Consider the following 26837-nt stretch of genomic DNA (forward strand, 5'->3'; position numbering starts at 1 on the left):
GCACCCAGCCCCTGCTCGACACCTACCGGCTCGGACGACTCCACCTGCCCAACCGGGTGGTCATGGCTCCGATGACCCGCCTGCGCGCGGACCGGGACGGGGTGCCCGGGGACCTCATGGCCGACTACTACGCCCAGCGCGCCGGAGCCGGACTGATCGTCTCCGAGGGGATCGCGCCCGACGTCCCCGGGCAGCAGTTCCTCGTCGAACCGGGCCTGTACACGCGGGCGCAGGTGTGGGGGTGGCGCCGGGTCACCGACGCGGTTCACGCGGCGGGCGGGCGGATCTTCGCCCAGATCATGCACGCGGGGCGGGGCGGCCACCCGGCCAACCGGCCCGACGGCGGCACGCCCGTGGCCCCCTCGGCGGTGTCCCGGACCGACCTGGTCCACACGCTGGACGGCAAGGTGGAGCCGGTCGCGCCGCGCGCGATGACCGTCGCGGAGATCACCGCCACCGTGGCCGCTTACGCCGAGGCGGCCAGGTCCGCCCTGCTGGCCGGGTTCGACGGGGTGGAGATCCACGGGGCCAACGGGTACCTGCCGCACCAGTTCCTCGCCGACAACACGAACCTGCGCACGGACTCCTACGGCGGCGGCGTCGCCGGGCGGATTCGCTTCCCCGTGGAGGTCACCGAGGCGGTGGCGGACGCCGTCGGCGCGGACCGGGTGGGTCTGCGGCTCTCCCCCGGCAACAGCCAGTTCGAGATGGTGGAACGCGACCCGGGCCCGGTCTACCGGGAGCTGCTGCGCCAGCTGGCGCCGCTCGGGCTGGCCTACCTGCACGTCACCGACGATCCGGTCCACCCGGCGCTGGACGAGGCCCGCAGGGACTGGACCGGAACGCTGGTGGGCAACACCGGCGAGCACGCGCCGACCACCCCGGAGTCCGCCGCCGCCCTGGTCGCCGAGGGACGCGCCGACCTCGTGTCCGTGGGCCGGGCCTTCATCTCCAACCCGGACGCGGTCGAGCGGGTCGCGGCCGGGGTCCCGTGGGCGCCGATCAGGGAGAAGGACTTCCACTACACGTCCGGGGCCCGGGGCTACGTCGACTACCCCCGGCACGACGAGGGGGCGGAGCCCCGGGGCGAGGGGCTCTTGGCCGCACCATTGACCTGATTTCACCAGGCAAAAACTCGAAGAGTAGCGCGTTGGTCACCATGGGTTGAAAAGATGTCCGGCGGGGCCCCGCCGGCTGTTCTCGGCGGCCGGGTCCCCGAGAACAGCCGGACCACCAGGGGACTGAGGACGTGTTGACCGCCAGAGAGCGCAACTCGGCTCTGATCGAGGCGATAATCGCGGACGGCACGCTGACCGACGCCGCACTCGTCGAGGCCTTCCGTGCCGTGCCCCGCCACCTGTTCATCCCGGAACGCGGCGCGCTGACCCCCGGCGGGGACGCGCTGGACGCCGCGGGCAATCCGGACCGCTGGCTCGCCGCCGTCTACACGGACAACGCCATCGTCACCCGGGTCGAGGGGGCTCCCGTCCCGAGGCAGCGCGGGGGCGACCGGGACCCCGCGACCTCGTGCAGCTCCGCCCCCACCGTGCTCGCCCGGATGCTGGAGATGGCCGGGCTCGCGAACGGGCAGCGGGTGCTGGAGGTCGGCACCGGGACGGGGTGGAACACGGCCCTTCTCGCGCACCGGCTCGGCGACGCGGCGGTCACCTCGGTGGAGATCGACGAACGGCTGTTGTTGGCGGCCCGGTCCGCGCTCCGGGAGGCGCGCCTGGCCCCCGACACACGGCTGGCCGACGGTGTCGACGGCTGCGCGGAGGCCGCGCCCTTCGACCGGATCATCAGTACGTGCGGGGTGCGCGGTGTTCCGGCGGCCTGGCTCGACCAGCTCGCCGAGGGCGGACTCATCGTGTGCCCGTGGGGTCTGCTGGAGAGCGCCGGAGTCCTCATGAGCCTGGCGGCGGTGGAGGCGGTCGGGGGCCGGGGCGACGCGTCCGCCGGGAACACCGGCGGCTCCGGAGCCAGTGACGGGCTCCGGGCGGTGGGACGGTTCCGCGGCGGTGTGGGCTTCGTACCGCTGCGCACGCCCGGCTCGGACGCGCCCCCGGTCCAGGACTGCGGCCAGCAGCCGGACGAGTACCGCCTCATCCAGGCCGATCCGATCGCCCCGATGCTGGCCTTCTCCTCGGCCTTCGCGGTCTCGGTGATGGTCCCCGGGTGGCGGATGCGGCGGCGCTGGATCGGCACCGGGTCGGGTCTGTGGCTGTGCGACGGTCGCGGCGGGTCGTGGGTGCGCATCTACCCCTACGGCGCCTCGTGGATGGTCGAGCAGGGCGGGCCCAGGAGTATCTGGGACGAGGTGGAGGAGGCCCTGGCCCTCTGGTCCCGCCTGGGAGAACCGGCTCCGGACCGGTTCGGCCTGGCGGTGGACACCGACGGGGGCCACCGGGTGTGGCTGGACGCGCCGGACGGGCGGTCCTGGCCGGTCGGTCCACCGGGGTGAACCGGCGTCGGCCCCCGACCGCGTCACGGCGGGGGCCGACGGCGCCTGGTCACGACCGACGGGCGGCGTCCCCGGAGTCCGGTGCGGCGTGCTTCTCACGCAGTCGGCGCAGGAGTTCCTGCTTCTGCTCGCGCGCGGTGTCGCTGGGCCCGCCCTTGGTACCGCCCTTGCCGCCTCGGAGCGCGGTGCGGGACACGGTGGTGCGCTGACCACCCATCCCGAGGAGGTTGTCACTGTTCTTGGCCATGGCCGTTGACTCCTCTCGTCATCAGGCGGACAAGACGTGTCGCCTCGTTCAAGCCGTCGACCCCGATGTTACCCGTGACGAGACGATACGTCTCGTCCTTTTCGAGCGGTTACCGTGGAGACATGGCCGACAACACCGATGAACGGAACCGGCGGACCCCGGACCCCCGTCGCCGTAGTCAACGCGCGCGCAACGCGATCGTCGACGCAGCCGAGGAGCTGCTCGGCGAGGTCGGGTACTCCCGGCTCACCATGGAGGCCATCGCCGCCCGCGCCCGGGTGGGCAAACAGACGATCTACCGCTGGTGGCCGTCCAAGGCCGCCGTCGTCTTCGACGTCTTCACCCGGTTGACCGGGGCCGAGGCCGGACAGCCGCTGCCCGACACCGGGGACCTCGCCGCCGACCTCAAGACCGTACTGCGCGCCACCGCCGACGAGTTCTCCGACCCCGCGATGGACCGGACCACCCGGGCCTTCACCGCCGAGGTCCAGCACGACGAGGAGTTCGCGCGGGCCGTCACCGAACAGCTGGTGCGACCCAACTGCGAGGCGGTCAAGGACCGGCTGCGTTCGGGTCAGGCCGCGGGACAGCTCGCCCCGGACGCCGACCTCGACCTCGCCGTGGAGATGCTCAACGGCCCGGTCAACCACCGGTGGCTGCTGCGCACGGCGCCGATCACCCACGAGTTCGTGGACCGGGTCGTGGACACCGTACTGCGCGGTCTGCGCCCCTGACCGCCTGGGCCGGGGCCCGGGCGGTGACGCCCCGGGCGCGCCGCCGGGGTGCCCTCGCCTGGCCGCCCTCGCGTGGCGGCGGAGGGCCTACGCGTCGGGGGCCGCGCCGTGCTCGATCTCTTCGAGGAGCTTGCCGCCGAGTTCGGTCTCGATGAGCCCGGCGCCCCGGCCCGGGGAGACCGGAGCGGAGGAACCCGCACCGCCGGTCGCGCCGCCGCCGGTCGCGCCGCCACGGGTCTGGCCCGGGGGCGTGGACCGGTTCGGGGTGACGGCCGCGCGCTCGGCGGCCCCGGACTCCGGAGCGCCCGTCCCGGTCCGCTTCGGCTGCGGCGGCCGCTGGGCGGGGCGGCCGAAACCGCCGTCGTCCGGCGGCGGGGCGGCGGCACCGTCCTCGTACGGGTCGGGCGGCGGCTCCTGGAGTCCGGTGACGACACGGTCCGGCGGCGGTCCGGCCGGACGTGCCGATTCGGCCCCGGGAACCCCCTGCCCGGGCTCGGGCGCGGGCTCGGCGGCCGGAGCCGGGGCGGGGGCGTCCCACCCGGCGGGCTCGGCGGCGGCCTGCGGGGCCGGAGCCGGGGCGGGCTCCGGAGCGCTCGGACGTTCGACGGCCCGGGGCGCGGGTTCGGGAGCCGCCTGGGCCTCGGGGGCCTGCCGAGCCGGGGGCTGGGCCGTGGCCTGCGGGGCCGGACCCTGCTGAACCGGACCCTGCTGAACCGGACCCTGCTGAACGGGGGCGGCCGCCGGGGCCGGGGCGGGCGCCACCGGAGCGGCCTCCCGCGCGGGCGCGGCCGGGGCCACCGCGCCGGAGGCCAGGCGGCGCTCCATCTGCTCCACCCGGGCCAGTAGCGCCGTGCCCTGGTCGCCGTCGGCGGCGGGCAGCAGGATGCGCGAACACATGAGCTCCAGCAGCAGCCGGGGCGCGGTCGCGCCGCGCATCTCGGTCAGCCCCTGGTTGAGGATCTCCGCGGCCCGGGAGAGCGTGGCCGGACCCAACCGGGCGGCCTGGTCCCGCATCTGTTCCACGGACTCCGGCGAGACGTTCACCAGGCCCTTGTCGAGGGCGTCCGGGACGGCGGCCAGCACCACCAGGTCGCGGAAGCGCTCCAGCAGGTCCGTGGTGAAGCGGCGCGGGTCGTGCCCGCCCTCGACCACCCGGTCGACCAGGCCGAACGCGGCGGCCCCGTCGCGGGCGCCCAGGGCGTCGACCATCTCGCCGAGCAGGCTGGAGTCGGTGTAGCCGAGCAGGGAGACGGCGCCCTCGCGGGTGATGCCGCCCTCGTCCGACCCGGCGATGAGCTGGTCCAGGACCGACAGGGTGTCACGGGCGGAACCCGCGCCCGCGCGCACGACCAGGGGCAGGGCCGACGGGTCGTAGGAGACCTCCTCCTGCTTGAGGAGGTCCTCCATGAGCTCCCGGAGGGTGCTCGGCGGGATGAGCCGGAAGGGGTAGTGGTGGGTGCGGGAGCGGATCGTGCCGATGACCTTCTCGGGCTCGGTCGTCGCGAACACGAACTTCAGGTGCGGCGGGGGTTCCTCCACCAGCTTGAGGAGCGCGTTGAAACCCTCGCGGGTCACCATGTGCGCCTCGTCGATGATGTAGATCTTGTAGCGCGAGTTCACCGGCGAGAAGAAGGCGCGTTCGCGCAGGTCGCGGGCGTCGTCGACACCACCGTGGGAGGCGGCGTCGATCTCGATCACGTCGATGCTGCCGCCGCCGTCGGGGGCGAGCGCCACACAGGAGTCGCAGGTGCCGCAGGGGTCGGGGGTCGGGCCCTGCTCGCAGTTGAGGGACCGGGCGAGGATGCGCGCGCTGGTGGTCTTGCCGCAGCCGCGGGGACCACTGAAGAGATAGGCGTGGTTGATGCGCCCGCTGCGCAACGCCTGGCGCAGCGGGTCGGTCACGTGCTCCTGGCCGCGCACCTCACCGAACGTCGCGGGACGGTACTTGCGGTACAGCGCGATGCTCACGGTGTGATCACTCCCCTGGGTCCCTGCCTCGGTCCCATTCAACCCGCTGGCGGTGACAACTCGCACGTGGTCGGGGAAACCGGGAAGGGGGCGGCGCTGGGGCGAGGTTCCCCCAGAAACAAGAAAGGACCCCCCGCGCACCCGCCAGAGCCCACTTATCCTTGCTGCCTTCCGGCCCTGGGGAGGTTCATAGGGTGACGCCGCACGAGGGGTCTGCCCCGAGTGTATCCGAACCCGGGACCCCCGCAACCCGCCCCGCTCACCCCCGTACAGCCCGCTGCGGGCACGTCTCCGAGCACCCCGGAGCCCGTTCGAACCACTGCCGTGGAGCCTGTAGAGTTGTCCACGGAGGATTCGCCTAGTGGCCTAGGGCGCACGCTTGGAAAGCGTGTTGAGGGCAACCTCTCAGGGGTTCGAATCCCCTATCCTCCGCCACAGGAGCGAGGGCCCCGACCGGGAGACCGGTCGGGGCCCTCGTCGTTTCCGCGTGCCCGGGCTCAGACCGCACGCCGGGCGACGACCCTCGACGCGGGCAGACGTCCCGCCTTCGAGGTACCCGTCATCCGGTCGCCGTCGACGGTCAGCGCGAAGACGAGATCGAGCCGCAGGGGCCGGGTGACCGCCTGCCGCCACGTGAGCAGGTCACCTTCCAGAGTGAGGCCGACCAGCTCGCCCGGCTCCTCCCCCTCGTTCCAGGCGACCCCGCTGAGCGCCCCTCCCCTTTCGGTGAGGCGCATCCTCGGGCTGATCCGCCCGATCGGCGTGCTGATGGTCAGGTCCCAGGTTCCGGCAACCGACACTGTTCTTCCTTCCGGCGGTGATGGGTGGTGCAGGGTTCGGTCAGGACACGGGGACGGGCCCCTCGGCCCGCCAGACCACGCCGCGTCGTTCGTGGGCGAAGAGCCTCTCCACCGCGTGGGCGATCCGGGGCCCCAGCTCGCGTTCGAGGATGTGGATGCCGAGGTCCAGACCCGAGGTGACCCCGGCGGCGGTGACCAGGTCCCCGTCGTCCACGACCCTGGCGGCCACCGCCGTGGTGCCGGTGGCGTCCAACAGGTCCAGGCCCAGGTGGTGGGTGGTGGCCGCGCGCCCCTCGGTCAGCCCGGCCATGGCCAGCAGCAGGGAGCCACCACACACGGCCGTCACGAGCGTGTCCTCCCGCGCAACGGCGGCTCCGAGCAGCACCGGGAGTTCGGTGGTGAGGGCGTTTCCGAGGAGCACCGGGATCGAGTCCGGGTCGGGCTCGTCGTCCACCGTGTCCGGGGCGGGAACACTCCCCACCGCCCCCGGCACCACGATCACGTCGGCGCGCCCGGGGTCCAGGCGCGCGGTGGCCCGGAGCGAGACCCCGTTCCCGCTCGGCACCTCCCTGGCCCCCTCGGCGGAGACCAGTTCCACCGTCAGCGCGCCACCGCTCACGGTCCCGCCCGCGTATAGGACCTCGAACGGCGCGATCACGTCCAGCGGGTCGAACCCGTCGAACAGCACGACCTGGGCCAGCATCGTCCTCCCCCTCGTGTGGTCGGGCCTCCTCTTACGGAGACCATCGGCACGAAGCTACGGAAGGCCGGGGCGCGGCGACAGTGGCTGGACAGACACCCTCCAACGGATTCCAGCCAGTAGGCTCTGAGGCATGCACACCGTGGTGGTCACCGCCTTCGACGGGGTGATCGGCTTCGACCTGACCACGCCCGTCGAGGTGTTCTCGCGCACCCGTCTGCCCGGAGGCGGGCCCGCCTACCGGGTCCTGGTCTGCGCGCCCGAGCCGGAGGTCGGCGCCGGTCCCTTCCGCCTGCGCACGGACCGGGGCCTGGAGGCGCTGGCCGAGGCGGACACCGTGGTCGTCCCCGGAGCGGAGGACCCCCTCGCGGCCCCGCCGCCCGCCCTGCTGGACGCCCTGCGCGCCGCCGCCGCGAACGGAACCCGGATCGCCTCCATCTGCACCGGAGCCTTCGTGCTGGCCTCCACCGGTCTGCTGGACGGGCTGCGGGCCACCACGCACTGGCGCGGAGCGGACGCCCTGGCCGAGCGCCATCCAGAGGTGACCGTCGACCCCGGCGTCCTCTACGTGAACAACGGGCAGTTCCTCACCTCGGCCGGGGCGGCGGCGGGGCTGGACCTGTGTCTGCACATGGTCCGCGCCGACCACGGGTCGGCGGTGGCCGCGGACACGGCACGGCTCTCAGTGACGCCCTTGGAACGTGAGGGCGGCCAGGCGCAGTTCGTCGTCCACGAGATTCCGCCCGTCCCGGACGGCACCGCCTGGGAGCCGCTGCTGCGGTGGCTGGAGGAGAACTCGGGGCGCGACCTCACCCTGGCGGACGTCGCCGCGCACGCCGGGGTGAGCACCCGGACCCTGAGCCGCCGGTTCCGTGAGCAGACGGGGACCACGCCGCTGCGGTGGCTGTACCGGGCCCGGGTGCGTCGGGCCCAGTACCTGCTGGAGTCCACCCGCCACTCGGTGGACCGGATCGCCGCCCAGGCGGGGTTCGGCTCCCCCACCGCGTTCCGCGAGCGGTTCCGCGCGGTGGTGGGCACGAGCCCCCAGGCCTACCGGAGGGCCTTCCAGAGCCGGGACGGTTGACTCGGCGACATGTCGACACGTCGATGCGTCGACGGGTCGACTACGGCCGGGGGATGTTGCGCAGGTTGGAGCGGGCGAGGTCGATCATCGACCCCACGCCGCCGCGCAGGACCGTACGGCCCGCCGAGAGGGCGAACCCGGTGACCTGATCGGCGGTGATCCGGGAGGGCATCGAGAGCGCGTTGGGATCGGTGACCACGTCCACCAGCACGGGTACGTCGGCGGCCAGGGCGTCGCGCAGGGCGTCGCGGACCTCCCTGGGGTCCTCGACCCGGATCGCCCGCATGCCGACGGCCTCCGCGATCCGCGCGTAGTCGACGGGCGCGTGGTCGGTCTCGAAGGGCGGCATCCCGTCCACCATCATCTCCAGCCGCACCATGCCGAGCGACGAGTTGTTGAACACCACCGTCGTGATCGGCAGGTCGTGCTGGTGGACGGTGACGAGTTCACCGAGGAGCATGCTCAGTCCGCCGTCCCCGGACAGCGACACGACCTTGCGGTCCGGGGCCGCGTAGGCGGCGCCCACAGCGTGCGGCAGGGCGTTGGCCATGGTGCCGTGGGTGAAGGAGCCGATCACGCGGCGGCGGCCGTTCGGGGTGAGGTAGCGGGCGGCCCACACGTTGTTCATGCCGGTGTCGACGGTGAAGACGGTGTCGTCGGGCGCCAGGGCGTCGAGGACGCTCGCCACGTACTCGGGGTGGATCGGCGTGTGGTGTTCGATGTCGCGTGTGTAGGCGTCCACGACCTTGGTCAGGGCGCGTTCGTGGCGGCGGAGCACGTCCTTCAGGAAGGAGTCGTCCTCCTTGGGCCGGACCGAGGGGCGCAGGGCCCGCAGGGTCGCGGCGACGTCCCCCTGGACACCGAGCCGGAGGGGGACGCGGCGGCCCAGGCGGCGCGGGTCGCGGTCGACCTGCACCACGTTGTCCCGGGGCAGGAAGTCGTCATAGGGGAAGTCGCAGCCGAGCAGGACCGTGAGGTCGGCCTCCTGGAGGGCGTCGTAGCAGGCCCCGTAGCCGAGGAGGCCGATCATGCCGACGTCGTACGGGTTGTCGTACTGAATCCACTCCTTGCCGCGCAGGGTGTGGCCCACCGGTGACGAGATCCGCGACGCGAGCTCGATGACCTCGTCGTGGGCGCCTCGGGTGCCCGCCCCGCAGAACAGCGCGACCGTGTCGGCCTCGTTGATCCGGCGGGCCAGCTCGCGGACGTCGTCCTCGGCGGGCCAGCAGGTGGCTCTCCCCGCGGTGACGGGAGTGGTGTCGGCGGGACCGGTGGCCTTCCTCCCGGCGACGTCGCCGGGCAGGACCAGGACGGCGACGCCGGGGGTGCCGAGGGCGTGCTGGACGGCGATGCGCGCCAGCCGGGGCATCTGGTCGGGGTGGGAGACCAGTTCGCGGAACTCGGTGACGTCGCCGAAGAGCCGCTCGGGGTGGGTCTCCTGGAAGAAGCCGGTACCGATCTGGCGGGACGGGATGTGGGAGGCCAGCGCGAGCACGGGGGCTCCGCTGCGCTGGGCGTCGTAGAGCCCCTGGACGAGGTGGGTGTTGCCGGGCCCGCACGACCCCGCGCAGACGGCCAGCCCGCCGTCGATCTGGGCCTGGGCCGCGGCGGCGAAGGCGGCGGTCTCCTCGTTGCGGACGTGCACCCACTCGATGCCGTCGGTGGTGTGGACGGCGTCGACCACGGGGTTGAGGCTGTCGCCCACGACCCCGTAGATCCGGGTCACTCCCGCCGCGACCAGGGTGCGGACGAGCTGTTCGGCGACGGTGTTCCTGCTCATGGCGGACCCTCCCGGGGCACGGCGCGGGCGGGGGCCGGACGTGTCGCCCCCGGACCACGCTAGGAGCGGCCCGGCGGTCTGTGCCTGACCGCCACGCTCGTGGCCCCGTCCATGCCGAATCGGGACCGGTTCGGGAGGTTGATCCGCGCCTGGGTGGTGAACAAGGTGATTAGTCGTCTTTTTGAGTATTGGCCAGTATCAGGGAAAGGTGCGGGACATGAGGTTGGACGGGAATCTGCGGTACGTCGCCCTCGGGGACAGTCAGACCGAGGGGATCGGGGACGGCGACGAGGGGTCGGGGTACCGGGGGTGGGCGGACCGGTTCGCGGAGCACCTGGCGGCGACGGGGGCGCGGGTGGACTACGCCAACCTCGCGGTGCGGGGCCGCCTGGCCGGGCAGGTGCGCGAGGGGCAGCTCAAGGACGCCCTGGAGCTGCGTCCGGACGTGGCGACGGTCTTCGCGGGGGTCAACGACCTCCTGCGCCCCGGCTACGACGCGGGTGCGGTGGTGGGCCATCTGGAGGTGATGTTCGCCGAGCTCACCGGCGTCGGCGCCCGGGTGGCCACGCTGACCTTTCCCGACATCGCGCGCATCGTCCCGTGGGCGCGGCCGTTGGTGCCGCGCGTGCTCGACTTCAACGAGCGGGTCCGGGAGGCTGCGGGGCGGCACGGGGTCGCGGTGGCCGACACCGCCGCCCACGCGGTGGCGGCGGACCGGCGCCTGTGGGGCGCCGACCGGCTGCACTGCTCTCCGGAGGGCCACCGGCGGATCGCCGGGGCGGTGGCGCACGCTCTGGGTATCCCGGGCAGCGACCAGACGTGGGCCGACCCGCTGCCGGAGCGCCCCGCCCCCGGTGTGTTCCGGTCGGCGGCGTCGGAGGCGGTGTGGCTGGGGTCGTTCCTCGGCCCGTGGGTGGTGCGCCGCATCCGGGGCCGCTCCTCCGGGGACGGCCGTACGGCCAAGCGCCCCGTTCCGCTTCCAGTGCAGGTCTGAGGAGGTCCCCGGTCGGCCCCGGGGCGCCCCGCGACCCATTGTGCAACTTGTTGCATAATGGGGGCGGGCGGCAGGACACCGCCCCCGAGGCATCCCGCGAGGAGAGGTCATGAGCGAGTACCCCCACCTTCTGGAACCCCTGGACCTGGGCTTCACCACCCTGAGGAACCGCGTGATCATGGGCTCCATGCACGTCGGCCTGGAGGAGGTCCCGGGCGGGTTCGAGAGGATGGCCGCCTTCTACGCCGAACGCGCGCGCGGCGGCGTCGGCCTCATCGTCACGGGCGGCATCGCCCCCAACCCCGAGGGCGCCACCTTCACCGGCAGCGCCAAGCTCACCGACGACGCCGAGGTCGCCCAGCACCGCGTCGTCACCGATGCCGTGCACCGCGAGGGCGGACGGATCGCCATGCAGATCCTGCACACCGGCCGCTACGCCTTCAGCGAGGACTCCGTCTCCGCGAGCGCCCTCCAGGCCCCCATCAGCCCCTTCGTGCCGCACGCCCTCACCGAGGACGAGATCGAGCGCACCATCGAGGACTTCGCCCGCTGCGCGGAGCTCGCCCAGCGCGCCGGGTACGACGGCGTCGAGATCATGGGCTCCGAGGGCTACCTCATCAACCAGTTCGTCGCGCCCGCCACCAACAAGCGCGACGACCGCTGGGGCGGCTCCTTCGACAACCGCGTCCGCCTCCCCCTGGAGATCGTCCGCCGCGTCCGCGAACGCGTGGGCGGGGAGTTCGTCCTCGTCTACCGGCTCTCCATGCTCGACCTCGTGCCCGACGGCTCCACCTACGACGAGGTCGTCGAGCTGGGCAAGCGGATCGAGACGGCCGGAGCCGACATCATCAACACCGGCATCGGATGGCACGAGGCGCGCGTCCCCACCATCGCCACCTCCGTGCCGCGCGGCGCCTACACCTGGATCACCCAGCGCCTCAAGAAGGAACTGACCGTGCCCCTGGTGGCGGTCAACCGCATCAACACCCCCGAGATCGCCGAGCGCATCATCGCCGAGGGCCGGGCCGACATGGTCTCCCTCGCCCGGCCGATGCTCGCCGACGCCGACTTCGTCGCCAAGGCCGAGGCGGGCCGCGCCGACGAGATCAACACCTGCATCGGCTGCAACCAGGCCTGCCTGGACCACACCTTCAGCCTCAAGGTGACGTCGTGCCTGGTCAACCCGCGCGCCTGCCACGAGACCGAGCTGGTCCTCTCCCCCACGAAGACCCGCAGGAACGTGGCCGTGATCGGCGCCGGTCCCGCCGGTCTCGCCTTCTCGGTCTCCGCCGCCGAGGTCGGCCACACCGTCACCCTCTTCGACTCCGCCGCCGAGATCGGCGGACAGCTCAACATGGCCCGCCGCGTGCCCGGCAAGGAGGAGTTCGACGAGACCCTGCGCTACTTCCGGGTCCAGCTCGACAGACACGGCGTGGACGTGCGCCTGAACACCACGGTGACCGCCGCCGACCTCGACGGCTACGACGAGGTCGTCGTCGCCACCGGCGTCACCCCGCGCACCCCGGACATCCCCGGCGTGGACCACCCCAGCGTGGTGAGCTACGTGGACGTGCTGCGCGGCGGCGCGGAGGTCGGCGCGCGGGTCGCTGTCATCGGCGCGGGCGGGATCGGCTTCGACGTGGCCGAGTTCCTCACCGACGGCGGCGAGGGCACCAGCCAGGACCCAGGGGCGTTCTTCCGCCAGTGGGGCGTGGACACCGAGTACCGGGAGCGCGGCGGTCTGGGCGCGCCCGAGCGGAGCGCCCCGCCCCGCACCGTGCACCTTCTCCAGCGCAAGGCCTCCAAGGTCGGCAAGGGGCTCGGCAAGACCACCGGCTGGATTCACCGGCTGGAGCTGCGCCACCGGGGCGTGGAGATGGTCGCGGGCGCCGAGTACCGGCGGATCGACGACGAGGGCCTACACCTGACCGTGGACGGCGAGGAGCGCGTGCTCGCCGTCGACACCGTGGTGCTGTGCACGGGCCAGGAACCGCGCCGCGACCTGGCCGACGAGCTCACCGCCTCCGGCCGCCGCGTACACGTGATCGGCGGCGCCGACGTGGCCGCCGAACTGGACGCCAAGCGCGCGATCAAGCAGGGCACCGAGCTGGCCGCCGCCCTGTGACCACCCCTACCTAGAATGCGCTCATGTCCCTGCCCCACGCGATCCTGACCGCCCTGCTGGAGAAACCCTCCTCCGGACTGGAGCTCACCCGGCGCTTCGACCGCTCCATCGGGTACTTCTGGTCCGCCACCCACCAGCAGATCTACCGGGAGCTGGGCAAGCTGGAGAAGGCGGGGTTCATCCGGGCGCTGCCGACCGACTCGCCCACCCGGGGCCGGCGCAAGGAGTACGAGGTGCTGGTCCCGGGCCGGGAGGAACTGGGGCGCTGGGTCGGCGAACGGGAGGAGCCGCGGGCCCTCCGCGATCCCCTGATGCTGCGCCTGCGGGCTGCGGGGGTCGTGGGGGTGGGCGACGACCTGGTCGAGGAGCTGCGGCGCCACCGCGAGCTGCACTCCGCCCGGCTGGCGGAGTACCGGGAGTTCCAGCGGCGCGACGCCGAACGGGGGCACGGGACCGAGCGGGACCGTGTGCAGGCCCTGGTGCTCCAGGGCGGGATCGATCTGGAGCGCTTCTGGGTGAACTGGCTGGAGGGGGCGCTGGCCGACCTGGCGGGTCCGGCTCCGGCCCCCGGGGCGGCCGCCCCGGGGGCGTCTCCCCCGACCACACCCTAAGGCGGGCCCTGCGCCGCCGCCTCGGCGGACATCCAGACGACCTCCCACAGATGGCCGTCGGGGTCCACGAAGCTCCGGCCGTACATGAACCCGTGGTCCTCGGTGTCGCGCGCCCGGCCCGCGCCGTGCGCCAGGGCGGTGTCGACCAACCGGTCGACGTCCTCGCGGTCCTCCGCCGAGACGGCCACGATCACCTCGGTCGAGGCCGAGGCGTCGGCGACGGGTGTGAGGGTGAAGGTCGCGAAGAACTCCTCCACCAGGAGCATCACCGAGACCTCGGGGCCGACGATCATGCGCGTGGCCTTCTCGTCGGTGAAGTGCGGGTCGAACGTGAATCCCAGCCGCGTGAAGAAGTCCACGGAACGGTCCAGGTCCTTCACGGGCAGGTTGAGGAACATCTGGCGGCCCACGGGACGGCCTCCTCCGGTCGGTGTCGGTCCTTTCCTCCAGTGGACACGCGACTTCGACAAAGGGCCGTAGCGTGCGGGGAAAGACTCGGCACGGTTTCGCGGCACGGCCCGCCGGACCCTCCCGGGCGCGTGGGCACCCGCCGGGCACACTCCCCCGGGCACACCAAAAAGCCGCCCCCGGCTGTGCCGGGGGCGGCTGGTGGCGGTGGATGAGGGATTTGAACCCTCGAAGGGTTGCCCCTTACCCGCTTTCGAGGCGGGCGCCATCGGCCACTAGGCGAATCCACCGAGAGGTACTCTACCGGACGCGGCGCCGTGCGAAAAACCCGACGAGCAGTTCCGAGCACCGGTCGGCGATGTCCTCGCTGATCAGATCGGGTGGAACGACTTCGGGGCGGTGGTTCTGCCGGGGGTCCCTGACCAGGTCCCACATCGACCCGACCGCACCCGCCTTGGCGTCGCGCGCGCCGTACACCAACCGGTCCACCCGGGAGAGCACCGTGGCCCCCGCGCACATCACGCACGGCTCCAGGGTGACCACCAGGGTGCAGCCCGAGAGGCGCCACTCGCCGCGCGCCTCGGCCGCCGCGCGCAGCGCGAGCACCTCGGCGTGACCGGTGGGGTCCCCGGTGGCCTCGCGCTCGTTGCGGCCCCGCCCGAGGACGGCCCCGTCCGGGCCCAGCACCACGGCCCCGACCGGAACGTCGCCGGTGGCCAGAGCCCGTTCCGCCTCGGCCAGGGCGGCGAGCATCGCCTCGTCGACCGCGCCCCGGTCGAGTGCGGGCAGACCGCTCACCCGGTCACAACCGCATCGTGTCGAGGAGGTCGACGAAGCCGGAGCGTTCGGCGACCACCGCGATCATGTCGCCGGGCAGCACACCGCCGCCCACGGACAGTTCGGCGAGCTCGTCCTCGGTCACACCGAGGTCGGAGAGGATGTGCCCGTCGCCGACCGGCCGGGGGTCGGGACGCGAGCCCGCGCTCTCCTCTGGCAGCGAGGCGCCCAGTCCTCCGGCCTCGGACAGCACACCGGCCAGCGGGTGGTCGTGCACCACCCTCCCGTCCGAGAGGTACACCCTCGGGTCCGGGCCCGACTCGTCCATCCGGACGACCGCGAGCCACTCGTCGTCCGCGTCCACGAACAGGAGGGTCAGGTCACTGCCCCAGTCCGTGGCGAGGTCCAGCATGAGGTCGGTGACGTCGTCGATGGCCCCGACGTCACCGAGATCGACCTCGGTTCCCCGCCACGTCCCGCCGTTCGGAGAGAAGACCGCTGCGAAGGTCGACACCGCGTGCCCCCCTGATCTCTACCCTGGTCGTCTTCCAGGCGTGCCCTACCCCATACCGTCGAGGACACGCTGAAAGGCCTGCGCGAATCCCAGCCGTTCGGAGACGCTCGCGAGCACCTCGTCCGGGTACAGGTCCAGATCGCCCGCGAGGGCGCCCAGCTCCATCTCGTCCAGACCCAGGTCGGCGACCACGGACAGGTCGCCCGCGGGCAGGACCTGGTCGAGGTCGTCGTCCTCGGGGAGGTCGATGTCCAGGTAGTCCAGGGCGTCCCGCGCGACCTGCCAGTCGACCGAGGCGGTCACGTCCGACAGGAAGAGGGAGACCTCCTCGCCGTACACCCGGACGATGATGAAGAAGTCGTCGCCGACCGACACCAGCCCCAGGGAGCCGCTGATGCTCGGCTGCTGGCGCAGGGCGTGGATGAGCCCCTTGAGATCGTGTGTCAGCGCGACGGGGAGGAGGTCGACGTCCCAGTACTCCTCTTCCCTGTACGCGACGGCCGCGAAGTCACCCGAGTCGTCGTCACCATGATCGAGCACTGTCATCGTCACCCCAACCCGGACGGTGTTTCGGTGCGGACGAGTGGCGCCCGGCCCGCCCGTGCGAGTGCCATGGTAACGATCACCCTCACTTCGCCGTAGACCCTCGTTCGCCGTGGAACGCCCTAACGCTCTCACGAGACACGGGTCTCCCGCGCCCCCGTGACCGAACCCGTGCGCTCCCGTTTCCCAGTCGACGCCGCCGAAGCGGCGCCCGTGGGGGCGCGGTGGCCGCGGGGAGCCCTGGTTCGGGTGATACGCGCGGTTAGACTCGGGCTGGCCCCTCTCCCCATCCACCGTCCCGTTATCCCAGCTCACCCGGAGAACGCTTTGGAAACCCTGGTCGTCGACCACCCCTTGGTCGCGCACAAGCTGACCACCCTGCGCGACGTGCGGACCGACTCGCCGACCTTCCGGCGGCTGACGGACGAGCTGGTCACCCTGCTCGCCTACGAAGCGACGCGGGACGTCCGGGTGACGGAGGTCACCATCGAGACGCCGCTCGTGGAGACCACCGGCACCCAGCTGTCGCGCCCCACCCCCCTGGTCGTCCCGATCCTGCGCGCGGGGCTCGGCATGCTCGACGGCATGACCCGCCTGCTCCCGACGGCCGAGGTCGGCTTCCTCGGGATGGCGCGCGACGAGGAGACCCTCCAGCCCGCGACCTACGCCGACCGGCTCCCGCAGGACCTGTCGGGCCGCCAGTGCTACGTGCTGGACCCGATGCTGGCCACCGGCGGGACCCTGGCCGCGGCGCTCAAGCTGCTCGTGGACCGGGGCGCGGACCACATCACGGCGATCTGCCTGCTGGTGGCCCCCGAGGGTCTGGTCGCCGTGGAGCAGAAGCTGGCCGAAACCCTGCCCGACGACCACGGCGCCACGCTGCGTGTGGTGACGGCGGCGGTGGACGAGCGCCTGAACGAGAACGGCTTCATCCTGCCGGGGCTGGGCGACGCGGGCGACCGCCTGTACGGCTGTTCCTGAGCCGCACTCCGCAACACGCGTCACGAGCGCCCGACCGGATCACCGGTCGGGCGCTTTTTCGGTTCTTTTTCGGCCGGGGTGAATGAACGTCCGAAAATCGGGCATTGGTCCCTTCGTGCACACGGAACCGGGTGGGTCACCCCAGGTGGACGCCGCCAGGACCGGCGACCGAACGAGGCGGCGCTGCATTAGCCGAATTCGTTTCGAGATGGGAACGTAACAGAGGAGAGTGATCATGGTTCCTGACGGCCCGTAACTGGGCGCACTCGCAGGACCGAAACACCCCAAAGGGGCCCAGCCCACTGATATCCGAACTCCGTCGCCTTTCCGGCGCGGCGTTCCGGCAACCCTCCAGTGGCTACACAAAGCCCCCGACCGCACACGCGCCGTGCTGTTCCGCCCCCGCAGCCCCAAGGAGTGAGATGCCCGAGAACACCTCCCCCTCGACCGCCCAGGCCGCCCGCGACCCGCGCTTCGGTCCCGTCGTGAACCGCCTGTCGTCGGAGTTCTCCGACGTGCACCACTCCTCCACCGTCTCGCGGTGCGTCGACGCGGCCAGACACGGCGCCCAGGACGTGACCGGCCGGGCCACCCCCGACCTCGTGGAGCGGATCGCCAGACAGCACCTCCAGGTCCTCGCTCTGGCCTTCGCGGAACAGCGCTAGACACCCAAGGCACTCCCTTACCGGTTTCGGGCCCACACTTGCGCCCTCTTCGGATAGCGAAGAACAGGGCCTCTCGCGGGCCGCGCCGAGCTCCCGGCCCGTGCCCTCCGAAACCCGGCCTCGGGCCGTCATGCCCGATCCAGGGCACCGGACGGGCCACCGCGAGCCCGATTCCACCGCCCTGACCTGCGCCCGAACGGAAACTCTTTCCGGACCACCCGTCACCCGGTTACCAACACCACCGAAACCGGACACAGCCCGCAAGGGGTGAAGGTCCGACATACCGCCACGCCGAGAGTGCGCTCCAGGCTTTACGGGCAAGATGCTCGATGCGACAATCGCAGCTGGGTTGGTGGGTCAGGTGGATTCCAAGGGGAGTCAGTCGTGGCGAAGTTGAAGAAATGGGGCGGTTACGCGCTCATCGGTTTCGTGGCGTTTTATCTGCTCACGCAACCGGAAAGCGCGGCCGGAGTGATCCAGAGCGGACTGGATCTCCTGGTGGGCGGCGCTGAGTCGATGTCCCGGTTCGTCAACACGCTGCTGTCGTAGGCGGGGACGGGTCGGGTTTCATGAAGCTCGTAGCCTCAAGCAACGCGGCTCCGGCATCGGTGAACCGCTATCTCCTGCCCCACGAGCAGGACGTCGTGACCATCCGTCGGCACCCCGCTGTCCTCATCGGACCGGTGGGGGCGGTTCTGGTGGCCCTGGTGTTCGCGGCGATCCTGAGCAGGACGATCGGCGCCAACAGCGCCGCGACCCTGGCCCTCGTGTGGTGGCTCTGGCTTCTGGTGCTGGTGTGGTTCGTCTGGCGGGTCGCCGAGTGGTCCGTGGACTACTTCGTGATCACGTCGGCGCGGCTGCTGCTGACCACGGGGCTGATCACCCGGCAGGTGAACATGATGCCGCTGGGAAAGGTCACCGACATGCGGTTCGAGCGCACCCTGCTCGGACGGTTCCTCGGATACGGCACCTTCGTGATGGAGTCGGCCGGTCAGGACCAGGCGCTCAGCAAGATCGCCTTCATCCCGTACCCGGAGCAGCTCTACCTCGAGGTCGTCGGGCTGATCTTCAAGGAGTAGCGGAACGGCACCCGACCACGGACGTTCACGGAGCACCCGCCACGACGGCGGGTGCTTCTTCGCGTCCGGCGCCCGCCGAGTGAACCGGGCCCGGACCGGGTAGCACCGGGTTACCGGTTCGTTCACCTTCCGTTCACTTTGGGGCCTGAACCAGGGCGCGGGACCTGCGCCGCGAGCCCGACACCGGAGAAGGAAATTGACTCGAAGGTGAACATAGGGTTAACTTGGGTCATCTGCTAAGGAAACGAGGAGGGCTTCATGGCACGCAGGACCGAACACGGGCCGCACCTCTCTCGCTCCGCGACCCCTTCTCGGCGTACCCGATCCGCCTCGGCGAGCCGCCGCCTCTCCGGCCTGGCTCCCGAGCCCGCACTGGTCCCGCGCCCCCGCGCGGACCAGGATGACGCCGACACGACCACTTCGGAGCACCCGATCATGCACTGGGTCCTGGTCACCGACGACAACGGCCGCACCCGGCCCGAGGCACGCTGGCTCTAGGCCGCGACGCCGACAACCTTCCACGAAGGGCCGCCCGCACGACGCGGGCGGCCCTTCGCCGTGGCGGCCCTTCGCCGTGTCTGACCGGGGCCGCGCGGGCAGGACGCTCCAGGGGCCGCAGGGACCGTCGACGAGCCGCGAGTACTCACGCTCCGCAACCCCCTCATCGCTATGTCGACAAATCGGCAAGACCATAAATCTAAATGTGGACGTCTCTATTTAGCGCCAGCGTCGCCCCACTGCGGTGATCCGTGTCTCACACCACAGGCTTGACGGCCTCGACAACGAGACGTACCGTCTTGCTCATGAGGCTGTACATCCACCTGTGACCCGCGCTGGACGCCGGCGTTCCGAGCACACGCCCCGCCGCACACCGGCCCGGGCCACTCCGTTGGCGTCATGACACCGCGGTCGCGCACGGGCAGCCTCTTTCTTGTTGGTTCTGGTCCCTTGATGCACCCATGTGCACTGGACCGAAACCCCCTGGCTCTCCCTGCGCTCCGTGGCACCCAGAACCGCCGGAACCACGCAGAACGGGGGCCCGCATGCTCCGAACAGACATCCGACACCGATCCCAGCTCGCCCTGAGCGAGGTCGGCAAGCGCTACGGCGACCACACCGTCCTCGACAGCGTCAGCCTCACCGTCGCTCCCGGAGAACGTGTGGGCGTGATCGGCGACAACGGCTCGGGCAAGAGCACACTCCTCCGTCTCCTCGCCGGGCTGGAGGCACCCGACAACGGGGAGCTCACCGTCCGGGCCCCGGGCGGGGTGGGATACCTGCCCCAGACCCTGGAAGGGGTCTCCGGAGGGGTCCCGCTCGGCACCGTCGCCGACGCGATCGACGACGCCCTGCGGGACCTGCGCGCCCTGGAGAGGAGTCTGCGAACGGCGGAGGCCCGTCTCGGCCGCGCCGAACCAGCTGACCTGGACGCCTACGGCGACCTCCTCGTCGAGTACGAGGCGAACGGCGGGTACGACGCCGACGCCCGCGTGGAGATCGGACTGCACGCCCTCGGCCTGCCCGGGCTGGAGCGCGACCGCCCCCTGAGCACGATGTCCGGCGGGGAGCGTTCGCGGCTGGTCCTGGCCGCGACCCTGGCCGCCTCTCCCGAACTCCTCCTGCTCGACGAGCCCACCAACGACCTCGATGACCACGCCGTCGCCTGGCTGGAGCAGCGGCTCAGGTCGCACCGGGGCACCGTCGTCGCCGTGACCCACGACCGGGCCTTCCTGGCCGGGGTGACGAACACGGTCCTGGAGGTGGACGCGGACTCCCGCGGGGTACGTCGCCACGGCGACGGCTACGAGGGGTTCCTCGTGGCCAGGGCCGCGGCGCGGGCCCGCCGGGCCCGCGAGTACGAGGAGTGGCGGCACGACCTGGCCCGCCAGCGGAGGCTGGCCGCCAACGGTGTCGCCGCGCTGCGCGCGATCCCGCGCAAGATGGACAAGGCGGCCTTCGGCCACGGCGCGTTCCGCCTGCGCGGTGCGGCGCACGGCTCCATGGGGCGGGTTCGCAACGCCAAGGAGAGGACCGCCAGGCTCACCGCGAACCCGGTGGCCCCGCCACCGGTCCCGCTGCGGATGAGCGCGGAGTTCACCGGACCGGACGCCGGTCCCGCGACCGCCCCGGTCGCGGAGCTGGAGGGGGTCAGAGTCGACCACCGCCTGGAGGTGCGGGCCCTGGCCCTGGCTCCCGGCGAGCGGACCCTGCTCACCGGACCGAACGGCGCGGGCAAGACCACCCTGGTCCGGGTGCTCTCCGGGGAACTGGTACCCGACTCCGGTCGGGTGTCGCTGCCCCCGAGCATCGGAGTACTGCGACAGGAGGACGCCCCGGTGCCCGCCGGGCGCACCGTGCTCCAGGCCTACGCGGCCGGGCTCGGCGGACACATGGAGGAGCACCGGGAGGAACTCGCCTCGCTCGGTCTGTTCCGGGTCGCCGACCTCGACCGGCCGGTGGCCACGCTGTCGGCGGGTCAGCGCCGCCGGATCGAGGTGGCCCGGCTGACCTCCGGCTCCCACGACCTGTTGTTGCTGGACGAGCCGACCAACCACCTCTCCCCCGGCCTCGTCGAGGAGCTGGAGGAGGCACTGTCCCGGTACACCGGCGCGCTGCTGTTGGTGACGCACGACCGGAGGGCACGCGAGCGGTTCTCAGGCCGTCGACTGGAGCTCCGCTCAGGGGGCCTGACCAGCGACTCCACAGCGTGATGTCGACGTATCTCTTTGTCGACATTACGGCTAGCACATAAGTCGACTAATGGATTGACCGATACAACGGGGCGTGACCGAAGCGGCCCCTCCAGCCGCCCAAGGTCACGCCCCGTACACATCCCCGCCGACACCCGGCCCCCGTCCCGCCCGGACACCACCCATAGGCTGACCGCACGCTCGACGGCACGTCCTCGACCCACCTGGGCCGCCTCGTGCGCGACACCGCCCTGGTGGTGGTGAACCCCGGCGACGGGTCGGGGCCCGCTCCAGGCGAGGGCTCCGGCCCGTCGACACGTCGACACGGTGACACGTCGACAGGTCGATCCGTCAGCCCGGGGCCATGTCGACGAAGCGGCTGTAGTGGCCCTGGAAGGCGACGGTCACGTCGGCCGTGGGGCCGTTACGGTGCTTGGCCACGATGATGTCGGCCTCGCCCGCTCGCGGGGACTCCTTGTCGTGCACGTCCTCGCGGTAGAGCAGGATCACCATGTCCGCGTCCTGCTCGATCGATCCCGATTCACGCAGGTCGGAGACCTGCGGGCGCTTGTCGGTCCGCTGCTCCGGGCCACGGTTCAGCTGGGACAGCGCCACCACGGGCACCTCCAGCTCCTTGGCGAGGAGCTTGAGCGAACGCGACATCTCGGAGACCTCCTGCTGGCGGCTCTCCACCCGGCCGGGCGAGCTCATCAGCTGGAGGTAGTCGACGATCACCAGCTTGAGGTCGTGCTGCTGCTTGAGACGGCGGCACTTGGCCCGGATCTCCATCATCGACATGTTGGGCGAGTCGTCGATGAACAGCGGTGCGCTCGCCACCTCGCCCATGCGTCTGGCCAGCCGGGCCCAGTCGTCGTCGGTCATCAGACCCGACCGCATGGTGTGCAGCGGTACCCGCGCCTCGGCGGAGAGCAGACGCATGACGATCTCGTTGCGCCCCATCTCCAGGCTGAAGAAGACCGACGCCATGTCGTGCTTGATGGACGCCGCACGGGCGAAATCCAAGGCCAGGGTGGATTTGCCCACGGCCGGACGGGCGGCGATGATCACCATCTGACCGGGGTGGAGGCCGTTGGTGAGGGCGTCGAAGTCGGCGAACCCCGTGGGAACGCCGGTCATGCTGCCGTCGTTGGCGCCGATCGCCTCGATCTCGTCGAGGGCGCCCGGCATGATGTCGCCGAGGACCACGTAGTCCTCGCCGGTGCGCTTCTCCGCGACCTTGTAGATCTCGGCCTGGGCGTGGTCGACGAGGTCGTCCACCTCGCCGTCGCCCGCGTAGCCGATCTGCGCGATGCGGGTGCCGACCTCGACCAGGCGGCGCAGGACCGCGCGGTCGGAGACGATCTTGGCGTAGTAGCCCGCGTTGGCGGCGGTGGGGATCGCTTCGGTGAGCGTGTGCAGGTAGGGGGCGCCGCCGACCCGGGTGGCCTCGCCGCGCTTGGTCAGTTCGGCGTTGACGGAGATGGCGTCGACCGGCTCGCCCCGTGAGAAGAGGTCCACCACGCTGTCGTAGATGATCTGGTGCGCGGGGCGGTAGAAGTCCGCGGAGCGGATGATCTCGACGACCTGGGTGATGGCGTCCTTCGAGAGCAGCATGCCGCCCAGGACACTCTGTTCGGCCTGGATGTCGTGGGGTGGGGTGCGCTCGTATCCGCCCTCTTCAGGTGGTTGCTCAGCGACACTCACGAACTTCTCCCCCACACCGGCCGCGTGCGCCGACCCGGATCGGGCCGACTCTTCCAGGATGCCCCATCCGGGGTGGCGAAGACGCCGCTCGGCGCGCCTGTGGACAACCCTCTACCACCACGAGCCGCGCCCTGTGGGGCATGGTGCACAGAGGTTATACACATCACCTGTGGATAACTGTGGACCCCACCCGCGACGGCCCCCTTGAACTGGGAAAACACGGTTCGTAGCCAAGAGGTGCAAGATGTCTCACAGGGTGGCTTTCCACAGGTTATCCACAGGCTTGGCCACCTTCGGTGCCCGACGCCACAGATGCCGTCGAACGCCTGTCCGGTACTGTGGCTCCGTCATGGCACAACTCCTCTCGGCGGCCCCCTTCCGGCACCGCCACGATCGCGAGATCTTCGCCCTCGCGATACCCACGTTCTTCGCGCTCATCGCCGAGCCGCTCTTCCTGCTCACCGACGCCGCGATCGTCGGCAGTCTGGGTACCCAGGCGCTGGGCGGGCTCGGGGTGGCCGGACAGGTTCTGCTGACACTCGCGGCGGTGTGCATCTTCCTCGCCTACGGGACCACGGCGGCGGTGGCCCGCAAGTTCGGCGCCGGCGACATCCCCGGCGGCGTACGGGACGGGGTGGACGGGCTCTGGCTCGCGATCCTCCTGGGGATCGCCGCCATCGGTATCGGTTGGCCGCTGGGGCCGTGGATGATCGACGTGCTGGGCGCCTCGCCCGAGGTCGCCCCCTACGCCCTGACCTACCTGCGGATCAGCCTGCTGAGCACCCCGTTCCTGCTCGTCATCATGGCCGGTACCGGGGTCCTGCGCGGTCTCCAGGACGCCCGCACACCGCTGGTGGTCGCGGTCGCCTCCTACGTGGGCAACGCCGTGCTGTGCGCGACCTTCGTGTTCGTGTTCGACTGGGGGATCGCCGGTTCCGCCTGGTCCACGGTGATCGCCCAGGGAGCCGGGGCGTTCTGGTACGTGGCCACCATCGCGCGGTCCGCCCGACGCGAGGGCGTCTCGCTCGTGCCCTCGGTCGCCGGCCTGCGCGCCTCGGCCTCGGCGGGGTTCGCGCTGTTCCTGCGCAGCGTGTCCATGCGTGTGGTCGCGCTGGTGACCACCGCCGTCGCGGCCAGGCTCGGGGACGAGTCCATCGCCGCGCACCAGGTCAGCTACAACATCTGGGCCCTGCTGGTGTTCGCGATGGACGCCATCGCGATCGCCGGGCAGTCCATCGTGGGGCGCTATCTGGGCGCCGGTGACGTGCGCGGCACCCGCGACGCCACCCGCCGGATGGTGGAGTGGGGGGTGATGTCCGGGCTGGCGTTCACGGTCGTGGTGTTCCTGGTGCTGCCGTGGGCGCACGTCCCCTTCACCTCGGACCCGAACGTGGCCGCGCTCATCATGGCGTCGCTGGTGGTCGTCGCGCTCATGCAGCCCCTCAGCGGGGTGACGATGGTGCTGGACGGGGTCCTCATGGGCGCCGGGGACCAGCGCTACCTGGCCTGGGCCTCTCTGTGGACGATGCTGGCCTTCCTGCCGTTCGCGCTGGTCGTGCCCGGTCTCGCCAGCACGGAGACCGGAGGGCTGGTGGGTCTGTGGATCGCCTTCGCGGTGTGGATTCTCGCCCGCGCCGTCACCCTGGGTCTGCGCGCCCGGGGCGGGGCCTGGCTCGTCACCGGCGCCACCCGCCCCTGACCCGGGCCGGGGCGAAGCTCGGACCCCAACGAAACCGCCCCTGCCACTCCTGGCAGGGGCGGTGGGGCGCGGGCCGCTAGAAACCGGTGTCGAGGTCGCCGACGGTGGGCCCGTGGTAGAACGTCGCGACCCGCTCGGAGCTGGGGACCCCGGGGTAGCTGGGCAGCTGTTCCAGGGTGAGTTCCCGCCCGGTGTGCCTGCTCAGGTGGCTGAGCTGTTCACGGAGCCTGCTGCCCACGTCGTTGCGGAGTTGGGGCAGCATCGAGTACAGCTTGTCGCCGGGGCAGGCGGTGGCGTTGTAGTCGCGGTGGCCGACGATGGCCTTCTGCGGGTCGAGCCGGTACACGAGGCAGAGCCAGGCGCAGGTGTCGACCAGTGATGACATGAGCGCGCCGGGCGGGGTGGCCGAGGAGTAGGTTCCCTCGTTCTCGATACCGATGGTGTGCGAGTTGTGGTTGGCGGTGTGGGCGCCCACCACGTGCCGTCCGTCGCGGATGGCCTGGAGCGACTTGTCCCGGCCCTCCATGATGTGGCCGCCCCGGCTGATGGTGAGCTGCTGTCCGGTGTCGCTCCAGCCGTTGTTGTCCATGTGGTAGCGCTGGATGGAACGGGAGAGCGCGGCGGCGTGTGTGGTGGAGGTGTCGGACACGTTGGAGGTGGCGGTGTGGTGCACGACGATGTGGGTCGGCCCCTTCGAGAGCACCTCGATACTGCTTTTGGGGGCGCGGGCCTTCCAGTCGGCCCGGGTGTAGACCTTGGGTGTCGCGGCGGCGGAGGCCTGGCCCGCCGCCGACACGCCGAGCGCCCCGCCCAGGAGGACTCCGCCCGCGGTCAGGGCGGCCCCTCGGAGTGCGGTCCTGCGGTCCACCGCGAAGGGGTGGTCGGTCTCGGGTCGTCTCTCAACGGCCATCGGTATGCTGTCCTCTCCGTGCGGAGCGTCGCTGAACGCGACGCGACACAGAGAACACGCTAGATTACAAAGAGTGACCAAAGGGTGCTTATCGTCCCCTCGGCGTGTTCCTGGGACAGGAAGAACCCCGCCCCTCCGAGGAGGGACGGGGTCCGGAGACCGAACGGTCAGCGTGTACTAGGCGCCGACGATGTCCAGCTTGATCGTCGCGGCGACCTCGGGGTGCAGGCGGACCTGGACCTTGTGGGCACCGACGGACTTGATCGGGTTCTTGATCTCGATCCGGCGCTTGTCCAGCTCGGGACCGCCGGTGGCCTTGACGGCCTCGACGATGTCCGCGGGCGTGACCGAACCGAACAGACGACCACCCTGACCGGCGCGCTGCTTGAGGCGCACGTTCAGCGCACCGACGCGGCCGGCGACCTGCTGGGCCTCGTCCAGGGTGCGGATGTCACGCGCCTTGCGGGCGCGCTGGATCAGGTCGATCTGCTTCTGACCGCCGCGGGTCCACCGGATGGCGAACCCTCGGGGCAGCAGGTAGTTGCGACCGTAACCGTTCTTCACCTCGACGACGTCGCCGGGGGCTCCGAGACCGTTGACCTCGTGGGTCAAAATCAGCTTCACGACAAAGACCTCCCTCGGATATCGCCGCTAGCGAGCGGTGCTGGTGTAGGGCAGCAGGGCCACCTCGCGCGCGTTCTTGATCGCGGTCGCGACGTCGCGCTGGTGCTGCGTGCAGTTGCCGGTCACCCGACGGGCACGGATCTTGCCGCGCTCGGAGATGAACTTACGGAGAAGCGTGGTGTCCTTGTAGTCGATGTAGGACTGCTTCTCCTGGCAGAAGAGGCAAACCTTCTTCTTGGGCTTGCGCGCTGCCGGCTTAGCCATCGTGGTGCTCCTTCGCAAGAGCCCCGGGGTCTTCCCGGGGATGGGCTGGGACAAGGAAAAAAGGTGACGCGGCCCCGGGAGGGGTCGGTCGGGTGTTACGTGGGGAGGCCGCTGTCTAGAACGGGGGCTCGTCGGAGAATCCTCCGTTGTTGCCGCCGCCGAAACCGCCGCCGCCGTTGGTGGCCCACGGGTCGTCGGCCGGGGCGCCGCCCCGGCCACCCTGCTGGCCACCGAAGCCGCCGCCCTGGTTGCCGTAGCCGCCCTGGGACTGTCCGCCCTGGGGCTGGCCACCGCCGAAACCGCCGCCGCCCTGGTTGCCGCCGAAGCCGCCGCCACCCTGGCGCTGCGTCTTCGTCACCTTGGCGGTGGCGCTGCGCAGGGCCGGGCCGACCTCTTCGACGTCGATCTCGAAGACGGTCCGCTTCTCACCCTCGCGGGTCTCGAAGGACCGCTGCTTCAGACGGCCCTGCACGAT

27 protein-coding genes, 2 tRNA genes, 1 other RNA gene and 1 pseudogene are annotated in these 26837 nt (G+C 71.4%); 15 read left to right on the top strand and 16 right to left on the bottom strand.

Annotated features, from left to right (window positions below; genetic code table 11):
• Positions 1 to 1118 (top strand): alkene reductase (locus tag ABZ635_RS24165; RefSeq protein WP_357769158.1); only part of this gene is annotated, 1118 nt, incomplete at its 5' end.
• A 134-nt stretch (positions 1119 to 1252) separates the two neighbouring features.
• Entirely contained in the window at positions 1253 to 2461 is a 1209-nt protein-coding gene (locus ABZ635_RS24170) for a methyltransferase domain-containing protein (RefSeq protein WP_357769179.1), read from the top strand.
• Between the two features lie 49 nt (positions 2462 to 2510).
• On the opposite strand, the gene ABZ635_RS24175 is transcribed toward ABZ635_RS24170, so the two are convergent.
• Positions 2511 to 2708, bottom strand: coding sequence for a DUF6243 family protein (locus ABZ635_RS24175; RefSeq protein ID WP_357769159.1), 198 nt, complete (start codon positions 2706 to 2708; stop codon positions 2511 to 2513).
• A gap of 122 nt (positions 2709 to 2830) precedes the next feature.
• On the opposite strand from ABZ635_RS24175, the gene ABZ635_RS24180 reads away from it, so the two are divergent.
• Positions 2831 to 3442 (top strand): TetR/AcrR family transcriptional regulator, encoded by a 612-nt coding sequence (locus tag ABZ635_RS24180; protein ID WP_357769160.1) that lies wholly within the window; start codon positions 2831 to 2833, stop codon positions 3440 to 3442.
• Positions 3443 to 3529: 87 nt separating this feature from the next.
• On the opposite strand, the gene ABZ635_RS24185 is transcribed toward ABZ635_RS24180, so the two are convergent.
• Both ABZ635_RS24185 and ffs read right to left on the bottom strand, forming a co-directional pair.
• The gene (locus ABZ635_RS24185) at positions 3530 to 5410 is read right to left on the bottom strand and encodes a DNA polymerase III subunit gamma and tau (protein WP_357769161.1); all 1881 of its coding nucleotides are present in this window, start codon (positions 5408 to 5410) and stop codon (positions 3530 to 3532) included.
• Between the two features lie 121 nt (positions 5411 to 5531).
• Positions 5532 to 5627, bottom strand: an RNA gene (ffs, locus tag ABZ635_RS24190) — signal recognition particle sRNA small type.
• A 130-nt stretch (positions 5628 to 5757) separates the two neighbouring features.
• Between ffs and ABZ635_RS24195 the strand changes: the two genes are divergently transcribed.
• Positions 5758 to 5845 (top strand) — tRNA-Ser (locus ABZ635_RS24195).
• A 62-nt stretch (positions 5846 to 5907) separates the two neighbouring features.
• On the opposite strand, the gene ABZ635_RS24200 is transcribed toward ABZ635_RS24195, so the two are convergent.
• Both ABZ635_RS24200 and ABZ635_RS24205 read right to left on the bottom strand, forming a co-directional pair.
• Positions 5908 to 6210, bottom strand: a complete 303-nt coding sequence (locus tag ABZ635_RS24200; RefSeq protein ID WP_357769162.1) for a hypothetical protein — start codon at positions 6208 to 6210, stop codon at positions 5908 to 5910.
• A 40-nt stretch (positions 6211 to 6250) separates the two neighbouring features.
• Entirely contained in the window at positions 6251 to 6913 is a 663-nt protein-coding gene (locus ABZ635_RS24205) for a DJ-1/PfpI family protein (protein ID WP_357769163.1), read from the bottom strand.
• Positions 6914 to 7043: 130 nt separating this feature from the next.
• On the opposite strand from ABZ635_RS24205, the gene ABZ635_RS24210 reads away from it, so the two are divergent.
• Positions 7044 to 7994: a helix-turn-helix domain-containing protein gene (locus ABZ635_RS24210; protein ID WP_357769164.1), complete on the top strand. Its 951-nt coding sequence runs from the start codon at positions 7044 to 7046 to the stop codon at positions 7992 to 7994.
• A gap of 40 nt (positions 7995 to 8034) precedes the next feature.
• Here ABZ635_RS24210 and ABZ635_RS24215 read toward each other — a convergent pair whose 3' ends face one another.
• Complete coding sequence (locus ABZ635_RS24215; RefSeq protein WP_357769165.1) at positions 8035 to 9774, bottom strand: pyruvate dehydrogenase; 1740 nt, start codon at positions 9772 to 9774, stop codon at positions 8035 to 8037.
• Between the two features lie 217 nt (positions 9775 to 9991).
• On the opposite strand from ABZ635_RS24215, the gene ABZ635_RS24220 reads away from it, so the two are divergent.
• From ABZ635_RS24220 to ABZ635_RS24230, 3 genes are all read left to right on the top strand, one after another.
• On the top strand, positions 9992 to 10768 hold the full coding sequence (locus tag ABZ635_RS24220) for an SGNH/GDSL hydrolase family protein (protein ID WP_357769166.1): 777 nt from the start codon (positions 9992 to 9994) through the stop codon (positions 10766 to 10768).
• 109 nt (positions 10769 to 10877) lie between these two features.
• The gene (locus ABZ635_RS24225) at positions 10878 to 12893 is read left to right on the top strand and encodes an NADPH-dependent 2,4-dienoyl-CoA reductase (RefSeq protein WP_357769167.1); all 2016 of its coding nucleotides are present in this window, start codon (positions 10878 to 10880) and stop codon (positions 12891 to 12893) included.
• Positions 12894 to 12916: 23 nt separating this feature from the next.
• Positions 12917 to 13504: a PadR family transcriptional regulator gene (locus ABZ635_RS24230; RefSeq protein ID WP_357769168.1), complete on the top strand. Its 588-nt coding sequence runs from the start codon at positions 12917 to 12919 to the stop codon at positions 13502 to 13504.
• Here ABZ635_RS24230 and ABZ635_RS24235 read toward each other — a convergent pair.
• The 5 genes from ABZ635_RS24235 to ABZ635_RS24255 all read right to left on the bottom strand — a co-directional run bounded on the left by ABZ635_RS24235 (position 13501) and on the right by ABZ635_RS24255 (position 15749).
• Positions 13501 to 13914: a VOC family protein gene (locus ABZ635_RS24235; protein ID WP_357769169.1), complete on the bottom strand. Its 414-nt coding sequence runs from the start codon at positions 13912 to 13914 to the stop codon at positions 13501 to 13503. The two genes, ABZ635_RS24230 and ABZ635_RS24235, sit on opposite strands and share 4 nt — an antisense overlap.
• Positions 13915 to 14114: 200 nt before the next feature.
• Positions 14115 to 14202: transfer RNA gene (locus ABZ635_RS24240), tRNA-Ser, on the bottom strand.
• Between the two features lie 10 nt (positions 14203 to 14212).
• A complete protein-coding gene (locus ABZ635_RS24245) occupies positions 14213 to 14665 on the bottom strand; it encodes a nucleoside deaminase (protein WP_357769180.1) in 453 nt (150 codons plus the stop codon).
• 49 nt (positions 14666 to 14714) lie between these two features.
• Positions 14715 to 15203, bottom strand: coding sequence for a tRNA adenosine deaminase-associated protein (locus ABZ635_RS24250; RefSeq protein WP_357769170.1), 489 nt, complete (start codon positions 15201 to 15203; stop codon positions 14715 to 14717).
• Between the two features lie 45 nt (positions 15204 to 15248).
• Complete coding sequence (locus tag ABZ635_RS24255) at positions 15249 to 15749, bottom strand: tRNA adenosine deaminase-associated protein (RefSeq protein WP_040694274.1); 501 nt, start codon at positions 15747 to 15749, stop codon at positions 15249 to 15251.
• Between the two features lie 324 nt (positions 15750 to 16073).
• Here ABZ635_RS24255 and upp point away from each other — a divergent pair, with 324 nt between their 5' ends.
• The 6 genes from upp to abc-f all read left to right on the top strand — a co-directional run bounded on the left by upp (position 16074) and on the right by abc-f (position 21182).
• Complete coding sequence (gene upp, locus ABZ635_RS24260) at positions 16074 to 16727, top strand: uracil phosphoribosyltransferase (protein WP_357769171.1); 654 nt, start codon at positions 16074 to 16076, stop codon at positions 16725 to 16727.
• A gap of 422 nt (positions 16728 to 17149) precedes the next feature.
• Complete coding sequence (locus tag ABZ635_RS24265) at positions 17150 to 17392, top strand: hypothetical protein (protein ID WP_357769172.1); 243 nt, start codon at positions 17150 to 17152, stop codon at positions 17390 to 17392.
• Between the two features lie 384 nt (positions 17393 to 17776).
• On the top strand, positions 17777 to 17941 hold the full coding sequence (locus ABZ635_RS24270; RefSeq protein ID WP_017545737.1) for a hypothetical protein: 165 nt from the start codon (positions 17777 to 17779) through the stop codon (positions 17939 to 17941).
• A gap of 20 nt (positions 17942 to 17961) precedes the next feature.
• On the top strand, positions 17962 to 18471 hold the full coding sequence (locus ABZ635_RS24275) for a PH domain-containing protein (RefSeq protein WP_357769173.1): 510 nt from the start codon (positions 17962 to 17964) through the stop codon (positions 18469 to 18471).
• Between the two features lie 258 nt (positions 18472 to 18729).
• Positions 18730 to 18969 (top strand): hypothetical protein, encoded by a 240-nt coding sequence (locus ABZ635_RS24280; protein ID WP_357769174.1) that lies wholly within the window; start codon positions 18730 to 18732, stop codon positions 18967 to 18969.
• 545 nt (positions 18970 to 19514) lie between these two features.
• Positions 19515 to 21182 (top strand): ribosomal protection-like ABC-F family protein, encoded by a 1668-nt coding sequence (gene abc-f, locus ABZ635_RS24285; RefSeq protein WP_357769175.1) that lies wholly within the window; start codon positions 19515 to 19517, stop codon positions 21180 to 21182.
• 330 nt (positions 21183 to 21512) lie between these two features.
• Here abc-f and dnaB read toward each other — a convergent pair whose 3' ends face one another.
• Complete coding sequence (gene dnaB / locus ABZ635_RS24290; protein ID WP_357769176.1) at positions 21513 to 22865, bottom strand: replicative DNA helicase; 1353 nt, start codon at positions 22863 to 22865, stop codon at positions 21513 to 21515.
• 349 nt (positions 22866 to 23214) lie between these two features.
• Here dnaB and ABZ635_RS24295 point away from each other — a divergent pair, with 349 nt between their 5' ends.
• Entirely contained in the window at positions 23215 to 24564 is a 1350-nt protein-coding gene (locus ABZ635_RS24295; protein WP_357769177.1) for an MATE family efflux transporter, read from the top strand.
• A 76-nt stretch (positions 24565 to 24640) separates the two neighbouring features.
• Here the strand turns inward: ABZ635_RS24295 and ABZ635_RS24300 are convergent, their stop codons facing one another.
• From ABZ635_RS24300 to ABZ635_RS24315, 4 genes and pseudogenes are all read right to left on the bottom strand, one after another.
• Positions 24641 to 25474, bottom strand: a complete 834-nt coding sequence (locus ABZ635_RS24300; RefSeq protein ID WP_357769178.1) for a peptidoglycan recognition family protein — start codon at positions 25472 to 25474, stop codon at positions 24641 to 24643.
• Between the two features lie 177 nt (positions 25475 to 25651).
• Entirely contained in the window at positions 25652 to 26098 is a 447-nt protein-coding gene (gene rplI / locus ABZ635_RS24305; RefSeq protein WP_017545729.1) for a 50S ribosomal protein L9, read from the bottom strand.
• A 27-nt stretch (positions 26099 to 26125) separates the two neighbouring features.
• Entirely contained in the window at positions 26126 to 26362 is a 237-nt protein-coding gene (gene rpsR / locus ABZ635_RS24310; protein ID WP_013155832.1) for a 30S ribosomal protein S18, read from the bottom strand.
• Between the two features lie 115 nt (positions 26363 to 26477).
• Positions 26478 to 26837 (bottom strand): annotated as a pseudogene (locus ABZ635_RS24315) (single-stranded DNA-binding protein); the annotation flags it as partial.

Source organism: Nocardiopsis sp. NPDC007018, from assembly GCF_040635075.1.
In the GTDB taxonomy this organism is placed as follows: domain Bacteria; phylum Actinomycetota; class Actinomycetes; order Streptosporangiales; family Streptosporangiaceae; genus Nocardiopsis.

Coding starts and splice junctions, on each gene's coding strand:
- ABZ635_RS24300 (WP_357769178.1), bottom strand. CDS start 25,474: ATGGCCGTTGAGAGACGACCCGAGACCGACCACCCCTTCGCGGTGGAC.
- abc-f (WP_357769175.1), top strand. CDS start 19,515: ATGCTCCGAACAGACATCCGACACCGATCCCAGCTCGCCCTGAGCGAG.
- ABZ635_RS24220 (WP_357769166.1), top strand. CDS start 9,992: ATGAGGTTGGACGGGAATCTGCGGTACGTCGCCCTCGGGGACAGTCAG.
- ABZ635_RS24245 (WP_357769180.1), bottom strand. CDS start 14,665: ATGCTCGCCGCCCTGGCCGAGGCGGAACGGGCTCTGGCCACCGGCGAC.
- ABZ635_RS24215 (WP_357769165.1), bottom strand. CDS start 9,774: ATGAGCAGGAACACCGTCGCCGAACAGCTCGTCCGCACCCTGGTCGCG.
- ABZ635_RS24265 (WP_357769172.1), top strand. CDS start 17,150: ATGCCCGAGAACACCTCCCCCTCGACCGCCCAGGCCGCCCGCGACCCG.
- ABZ635_RS24180 (WP_357769160.1), top strand. CDS start 2,831: ATGGCCGACAACACCGATGAACGGAACCGGCGGACCCCGGACCCCCGT.
- ABZ635_RS24275 (WP_357769173.1), top strand. CDS start 17,962: ATGAAGCTCGTAGCCTCAAGCAACGCGGCTCCGGCATCGGTGAACCGC.
- ABZ635_RS24210 (WP_357769164.1), top strand. CDS start 7,044: ATGCACACCGTGGTGGTCACCGCCTTCGACGGGGTGATCGGCTTCGAC.
- ABZ635_RS24255 (WP_040694274.1), bottom strand. CDS start 15,749: ATGACAGTGCTCGATCATGGTGACGACGACTCGGGTGACTTCGCGGCC.
- ABZ635_RS24225 (WP_357769167.1), top strand. CDS start 10,878: ATGAGCGAGTACCCCCACCTTCTGGAACCCCTGGACCTGGGCTTCACC.
- ABZ635_RS24175 (WP_357769159.1), bottom strand. CDS start 2,708: ATGGCCAAGAACAGTGACAACCTCCTCGGGATGGGTGGTCAGCGCACC.
- ABZ635_RS24280 (WP_357769174.1), top strand. CDS start 18,730: ATGGCACGCAGGACCGAACACGGGCCGCACCTCTCTCGCTCCGCGACC.
- ABZ635_RS24295 (WP_357769177.1), top strand. CDS start 23,215: ATGGCACAACTCCTCTCGGCGGCCCCCTTCCGGCACCGCCACGATCGC.
- rpsR (WP_013155832.1), bottom strand. CDS start 26,362: ATGGCTAAGCCGGCAGCGCGCAAGCCCAAGAAGAAGGTTTGCCTCTTC.
- ABZ635_RS24230 (WP_357769168.1), top strand. CDS start 12,917: ATGTCCCTGCCCCACGCGATCCTGACCGCCCTGCTGGAGAAACCCTCC.
- ABZ635_RS24205 (WP_357769163.1), bottom strand. CDS start 6,913: ATGCTGGCCCAGGTCGTGCTGTTCGACGGGTTCGACCCGCTGGACGTG.